Here is a 7,009-nt window from a genome sequence, read left to right on the forward strand (position 1 = left end):
ATCTGCGACAATTCCGAATATTTTTCGCCTCGGCAGTGGCCGGAGCTTCTCCCGTCCTCCGCGACTGCGGCACGCTCACAGCATTCGAAAAGCCTAGATGACCGACCAGACTCCTTCCCTTGACCAACTCGTCCGGCGCCTCGACCAGGCCCAGATCAGCGACCGCCACCGCTTGCGCCGGCAGCTCCACGAACTGCGCAAGCAGCCCGACGACGCGCGCCTGGCGCAGTGGGTCGAGCGCTTCCAGACCTCCTGCGCCAAGGTCGAGGCGCGGCGCGCCAGCGTGCCGGCGATCCGCTACGACGACAGCCTGCCGATCGCCGCCAAGCGCGACGAGATCAAGGCCGCTATCGCCGCCCACCAGGTGGTGGTGATCGCCGGCGAGACCGGCTCGGGCAAGACCACCCAGTTGCCGAAGATCTGTCTGGAGCTGGGTCGCGGCATCCACGGCCTGATCGGCCATACCCAGCCGCGTCGGCTGGCGGCGCGCAGCGTGGCGACGCGGGTCGCGGAAGAGATCGGTACGCCGCTGGGCGCGCTGGTCGGCTACCAGGTGCGCTTCGAGGACCAGAGCGACGACAGCACCCTGGTCAAGCTGATGACCGACGGCATCCTCCTGGCCGAGACCCAGCACGACCGCTACCTGGAGCGCTACGACACGCTGATCGTCGACGAAGCCCACGAGCGCAGCCTGAACATCGACTTCCTCCTCGGCTACCTGAAGACCCTGTTGCACCGGCGTCCGGACCTGAAGCTGATCATCACCTCGGCGACCATCGACCTGGAGCGTTTCTCCCGGCATTTCGACGGCGCCCCGGTGATCGAGGTTTCCGGCCGCACCTATCCGGTGGAGACCTGGTACCGGCCGCTGGCGGCGGAAACCGACGAGGAGGGCAACCGGGTCGAGGACGACCTGTCGGTGGACCAGGGCATCCTCGCCGCCCTCGACGAGATCGCCGCCCACGAACGCGAGGTCGGCAAGCGGCCCGGCGACGTGCTGGTGTTCCTCCCCGGCGAGCGGGAGATCCGCGACGCCGCGGAGATGCTGCGCAAGGCCAACCTGCGCCACACCGAGGTGCTGCCGCTGTACGCGCGACTGACCCCGGCCGAGCAGCAGAAGATCTTCCAGCCGCGCCCGGGACGCAAGATCGTGCTGTCCACCAACGTCGCGGAAACCTCGCTGACGGTGCCGGGCATCCGTTACGTGATCGACAGCGGCACCGCGCGGATCAGCCGCTACAGCTACCGCGCCAAGGTCCAGCGGCTGCCCATCGAGGCGGTGTCGCAGGCCAGCGCCAACCAGCGCAAGGGCCGTTGCGGACGGGTCGAGCCGGGCATATGCGTGCGTCTCTACAGCGAGGAGGACTTCAACGCGCGTCCGGCCTTCACCGACCCGGAAATCCTCCGCACCAACCTGGCCGCGGTGATCCTGCAGATGCTGCACCTGCGCCTCGGCGACATCGAGGCGTTCCCCTTCATCGAGCCGCCGGACGGCAAGGCGATCAAGGACGGCTTCACCCTTCTGCAGGAACTGTCGGCGGTCAACCGCGAAGGCCAGCTGACCCCGCTGGGGCGCCAACTGGCGCGCCTGCCGATCGACCCGAGGCTGGGCCGCATGCTGCTGGAGGCGGCCCAGCAGGGTAGCCTCGAGGAAGTGTTGACGGTGGCCAGCGCGCTGTCCGTGCAGGACCCGCGCGAGCGTCCGGTGGAGCGGCAGCAGGCCGCCGACCAGGCGCACGCGCAATGGAAGGACCCGGATTCCGACTTCGCCGCGCTGATCAATCTCTGGCGTGGCTTCGAGGAGCAGCGCCAGGCGCTGGGTTCCAATGCCCTGCGCAGCTGGTGCCGGAAGAACTTCCTCAACTACCTGCGCCTGCGTGAGTGGCGCGACGCCCACCGCCAACTGACCCTGATCTGCCGCGAACTGAAGCTGCCGTTCGGGCGTCCGGCCAAGGCCGAGGCGCGCAAGCCGGAGGCGAAGAAAGGCGCGTCGGCCGACAACGAACGCGAGGTACCGGGGATCGATTACGCGGCGGTCCACAAAGCGATCCTGTCCGGCCTGCTCAGCCAGATCGGGCAGAAGGCCGAGGAAGGCGACTACCTCGGCGCTCGCCAGCGACGTTTCTGGATCCATCCGTCCAGCGGCATCGCTCGCAAGCGCCCGCAATGGATCATGGCCGCGGAACTGGTGGAGACCACCAAGCTGTTCGCCCGAATGGTCGCGAAGATCGAGCCGGACTGGCTGGAGCCGCTGGCTGGGCACCTGATCAAGACCAACCACTTCGAGCCGCACTGGGAGAAGCGTCGCGGCCAGGTGGTGGCGTTCGAGCAGGTCACCCTCTACGGCCTCATCGTCATCGGTCGACGTCCGGTGCACTATGGTCCGATCGACCCGCCGGTGGCGCGCGAGCTGTTCATCCGCGAAGGCCTGGTGCGCGGCGAGATCAACAGCCGCGCCAGGTGCCTGAGCGCCAACCGGCAGTTGCTGGAAAAGCTCGACGAGCTGGAAGCCAAGGCACGCCGGCGCGACATCCTGGCCGACGAGGAAACCCTGTTCGCCTATTACGACGCGCGCCTGCCGGCGGACATCTACCAGACCGCCAGTTTCGAGAAATGGTACGCCCGCGAGCGGCAGAACCAGCCGGACCTGCTGCTGATGCGCGAGGAAGACGTGCTGGCCCGCGAAGCCAGCGAAGTCACTGCGGCGCAGTACCCGGATCGCCTGCGCCTGGGCGATCTGCACCTGTCGCTGAGCTACCAGTTCGAGCCCGGCACCGCGCGCGACGGCGTCACCGTGCGGGTACCGGCGCCGCTGCTGCCGCAATTGCCGGCCGAACGCATCGACTGGCTGGTGCCCGGCCTGCTCTACGACAAGGCGGTGGCGCTGGTGCGCAACCTGCCGAAGGCGATCCGCAAGAGCTTCGTGCCGGTACCGGACTTCGTCCGCGCCGCCCTGGAGCGCATCACCTTCGGCGAAGGTTCGCTGCCGCAGGCGCTGGGCCGCGAGCTTCAGCGCATGACCGGCGTGCGGGTAGCCGACGAGGCCTGGGCCGAGGCGGCGACGCAGTTGGACGATCACCTGCGGATGAACATCGAGGTGGTCGACGCCCAGGGCAAGTTCCTCGGCGAGGGCCGCGACCTGGCCGAACTCACCGCGCGTTTCGCCGAAGCCAGCCAGGCGGCGCTGGCGATACCCCAGGCCGACAAGGAACAGCAGCGTCCGGTGGAGGCCAAGGCCTTCGCTAGCGTCGCCGAGAAGGCCCAGCAGAAGGTCGCCGGATTGTCGATGACGGTATACCCGGCGCTGGTGGAGGAGCAGGGCGAGGTCAAGGAAGGGCGCTTCCCGACCCAGGCCGAGGCCGACTACCAACACCGCCGCGCCCTGCAACGACTGCTGTTGCAGCAACTGGCCGAGCCGGCCAAGTACCTGCGCGCCAAGCTGCCGGGGCAGACCGAGATGGGCCTGCTGTACCGCGAGCTGGGACGGGTCGAGGCGCTGGTCGAGGACATCCTCCTGGCCAGTCTCGACAGTTGCGTGCTGCAGGGCGAAAGCCTGCCGCGCGACGGCGCCGCCCTGGCCGCGCTGGCCGAGCGCAAGCGCGCTGCCTGGAACGAGCACGCCGAGCGCCTGGCACGCCTGGTGCTGGATATCCTCAAGCTCTGGCACGGCCTGCAGAAGCGCTTCAAGGGCAAGGTCGAGCTGGCCATGACCGTGCCGCTGAACGACGTCAAGGGCCAACTGGCCAACCTGGTGTATCCGGGGTTCGTCCGCGCCACCCCGCTGGAGTGGTTGAAGGAGTATCCGCGTTACCTCAAGGCCATCGAGCAGCGCCTGGACAAGGTCGCCGGCCAGGTCCAGCGCGACCGGGTGTGGAGCGGCGAGCTGGGCGAACTCTGGGCGCAATACCAGGCGCGCCTCGCCAAGCACGCCCAGGAAGGCAAGCGCGACGCCGAGTTGCAGGTGTATCGCTGGATGCTGGAGGAGTACCGGGTCTCGCTGTTCGCCCAGCAACTGGGAACCCGGCTGCCGGTCTCGGACAAGCGCCTGGCCAAGCAGTGGAGCCAGGTCGAGGGCTAGTTCCAGGGATACCGCGCGAAATGAAAAAGGCGCGCCGGTCGAAACCGGCGCGCCTTTTTCGTTCTGGTCCGATCAGTCGCGCAGGTTCAGTGCGCGACGGATGGTGAAGAACAGGTCGGTCTGGTCGGTCAGGCCGGTGACATTGGCGGCCTGCGGGCCGTAGGCGGCGATGCGCAACTGGGTGCCGGTGTGCTCCTGGGAGCCTTCCTCGGAGTTGCCGTAGCTGATCGCCAGCGGCGCGCCGTCCTTGGTCGTGAGCAGTTGGGTCAGCCCCGGCGCGGCGGTTTCCGGCGGGATGATCTGGCTGGAGTGGGCGTGGTCGGCGGTGACGATCACCAGGGTCTCGCCATCGGCCTTGGCGAAGGCCAGGGCCTTCTGCACGGCTTCGTCGAGGTCGACGGTCTCGCCGATCTGGCCGCACGGATTCGCGGCGTGGTCCTGCTTGTCGATGGACGCGCCCTCGACCTGCAGGAAGAAGCCGTTCGGATTGTCCTTCAGCAGCTCGATGGCCTTGCTGGTCATTTGCGCCAGGGTCGGGATGTCGGCGGTGCGCTTCGGGTTCGCCTCGCAGCTCACCGCCGGCTGGTTCAGGTTGCCGTGGTAGGTGGCGGTCGGACCGAGCCAGCGCACTGGCATGTTGCCCGGCGCGAACAGGCCGATCAGCGGCTGCTTCTGGTTGGCGCGGCGCACGGCTTTCAGCTCGTCGAGGTTCTCGACGATCCGGTAGCCGCGGGCTTCGGCCTGGGCGCGGAGGGTCTTGCCGGCATAGCGGCCAGCCTTGGCGGTTTCCGCGAAGGTCGCGGCGCCGCCGCCGAGAACCACGTCAGGGCGGGTCTTCAGCCACTGCTCGGTGATCGAGCCGGCGCCGCCGTTCTCCAGGGCATTGCTCGGGCACTGCTTGCTGGTGGCCTCGGGACCGTAGCACTTGCGAGCGGTGACGTGGGCGAGCAGGGCGGCGGGGGTGGCGTCCTGCAGCTCGGCGGTGGAGACGTTGCCGGTGGCCTTGCCGTTGAGCTTGGCCAGCTCCAGCAGGTTGCGGTGCGGCTGTTCGTGGATATCCACGCCGATCGCGCCGTTGTACGACTTGACCCCGGTGGTCCAGGCGGTGGCGGAGGCGGCGGAATCGGTCACGTAGTCCGGCAGGCCGCTGTCCTTGTGCAGGGAGTAGTGGGTGTACTGGCCGGTCAGCGGCAGCGCATCGATACCCTTGAAGTAGCCGCCCGCGCCGCGCGCGTAGTTGCGCGCCACGGTGATCTCGGAGTCGCCCATGCCGTCGCCGATCAGCAGGATCACGTTCTTCGCCTTCTTCTTCGACAGCGACTGCTTCAGGGCCTGGGTCAGGTCCTGCTCGACGCGCCGTGCGCCGCCGTACTCGCTGAGTTCGCCACGGGCCTGGCGGTTGAACAGCGACGGATCGTCCTGGCGCGCCTGGGCCGGCAAGGCGCTGCCGAGCACGGCCATGGAGACGGCAAGAGAGAGGGCGAGGGGATAACCTGGGGTCATGACGCATTTCCCTATGTTGAGGAGGTGGCTGTGCGAGACGGCAGGGCCATCCGGCGAGTGCTACGAAAGTAGGGAAGGGTGATGACGGGCTTGTGACAATTTCTTTCGAAGTGTGTGGCGCGCGCGACGCATCACGTCGTGACGAGCGGGTAGCGAGCCGGTATGGTGCGCAGGTCTATTCCGGTTCGTTCAAGGAAAGCCTCCATGAGTCTGCACGGCGTTTACGATTCCCAGAACATCTTCGCCAAGATCATTCGCGGCGAAGCTCCCTGCTACAAGGTCTACGAAGACGAGGACGTGCTCGCCTTCCTCGATCTGTTCCCGCAGTCCTACGGGCATACCCTGGTGATTCCCAAGCACGCCGAGGCGCGCAACCTGCTCGAGATCGATGCGCAGAACCTGGCCAAGGTCATGGCCGTGGTCCAGCGCCTGACCCGCGCCCTGGTCGAGGAGGTGCAGCCGGACGGCGTGCAGGTCGCCCAGTTCAACGGCGCCCCCGCCGGGCAGACGGTCTTCCACATCCATTTCCACGTCATCCCGCGCTTCAGCGGCGAGAATCTCGGCATCCATGCGGCGAAGCAGGGCGACCCGGAAGTGCTCGCACAACTTCAGGAGCGTTTGGCGCAGCGTCTGCAAGGCTGATTGCGCATGGGCCGGCCCGGTTCGGGGGCGGTCCTTCGCTCGTCGGATTTTTCTGAAATATTTTGTTACATACTGTCGAGGGTCAGGCGCGCCGCGGTTTTCCGGCGATGTGCGCAACAATTTGCACAGTTTTTTTGACGTAGCATCCGCGACATCCCGCTCTTCGGAGCGACCACGGCGAACAGGGACGCCAGCCGTGCAGGTTTTTCGAGCAACAGGGGACAGCGGATGTTCAACCCGGCCAACCAGACCCACTTCAGCCTCACCCTCGACGGCCTCCGCCACGACCTGCAGGTCCTCGCCTTCAACGGCCACGAAGGCATCAGTCGCCCCTACCGTTTCGAACTCGAACTGGTCGGAGAGCGCGCCGGCCTCGACCTCGAAACGTTCCTCCACCGGCCCGCCTTCCTCGCCTTCACCCCGCAGGGCCAGGGTGTCCACGGCCTGGTCTACGGCGCTGCCCAGGGCGATGCCGGCAAGCGCCTGACCCGCTATCGCCTCACCCTCGTCCCGCACCTGGCCTACCTCGCCCAGCGCAACAACCAGCGGATCTTCCAGCACCTCACGGTGCCGCAGATCGTCGCCCTGGTCCTCGAGGAGCACGGCATCCTCGCCGACGCCTACCGCTTCCAGCTCGGCACCCGGTATCCCGAGCGCGAATACTGCGTGCAGTACGACGAAAGCGACCTGCATTTCGTCCAGCGCCTCTGTGCCGAAGAGGGCATCCATTTCCATTTCCGGCACAGCGCCGAGGCGCACCTGCTGGTGTTCGGCGACGACCAGACG

At 67.3% G+C, this 7,009-nt stretch carries 4 protein-coding genes; 3 read left to right on the forward strand and 1 reads right to left on the reverse strand.

Annotated features, from left to right (window positions below):
* The first annotated feature begins 97 nt into the window (after positions 1–97).
* Positions 98–4,078, forward strand: coding sequence for an ATP-dependent RNA helicase HrpA (gene hrpA / locus HMPREF2716_RS22580; RefSeq protein ID WP_070622013.1), 3,981 nt, complete (start codon positions 98–100; stop codon positions 4,076–4,078).
* A gap of 72 nt (positions 4,079–4,150) precedes the next feature.
* Here hrpA and phoA read toward each other — a convergent pair whose 3' ends face one another.
* Positions 4,151–5,581, reverse strand: a complete 1,431-nt coding sequence (phoA, locus tag HMPREF2716_RS22585; protein WP_003112133.1) for an alkaline phosphatase — start codon at positions 5,579–5,581, stop codon at positions 4,151–4,153.
* A gap of 204 nt (positions 5,582–5,785) precedes the next feature.
* On the opposite strand from phoA, the gene HMPREF2716_RS22590 reads away from it, so the two are divergent.
* Positions 5,786–6,223, forward strand: a complete 438-nt coding sequence (locus HMPREF2716_RS22590) for an HIT family protein (RefSeq protein WP_003105490.1) — start codon at positions 5,786–5,788, stop codon at positions 6,221–6,223.
* A 228-nt stretch (positions 6,224–6,451) separates the two neighbouring features.
* A partial coding sequence (gene tssI / locus HMPREF2716_RS22595; RefSeq protein WP_141762317.1) for a type VI secretion system tip protein TssI/VgrG occupies positions 6,452–7,009 on the forward strand: 558 nt, incomplete at its 3' end.

The organism is Pseudomonas sp. HMSC076A11 (assembly GCF_001810205.1).
GTDB lineage: Bacteria > Pseudomonadota > Gammaproteobacteria > Pseudomonadales > Pseudomonadaceae > Pseudomonas > Pseudomonas aeruginosa.

Bases quoted from the DNA above. Each gene is read 5' to 3' on its own strand.
- hrpA (WP_070622013.1), top strand. From the start codon at position 98: ATGACCGACCAGACTCCTTCCCTTGACCAACTCGTCCGGCGCCTCGAC.
- phoA (WP_003112133.1), bottom strand. From the start codon at position 5,581: ATGACCCCAGGTTATCCCCTCGCCCTCTCTCTTGCCGTCTCCATGGCC.
- HMPREF2716_RS22590 (WP_003105490.1), top strand. From the start codon at position 5,786: ATGAGTCTGCACGGCGTTTACGATTCCCAGAACATCTTCGCCAAGATC.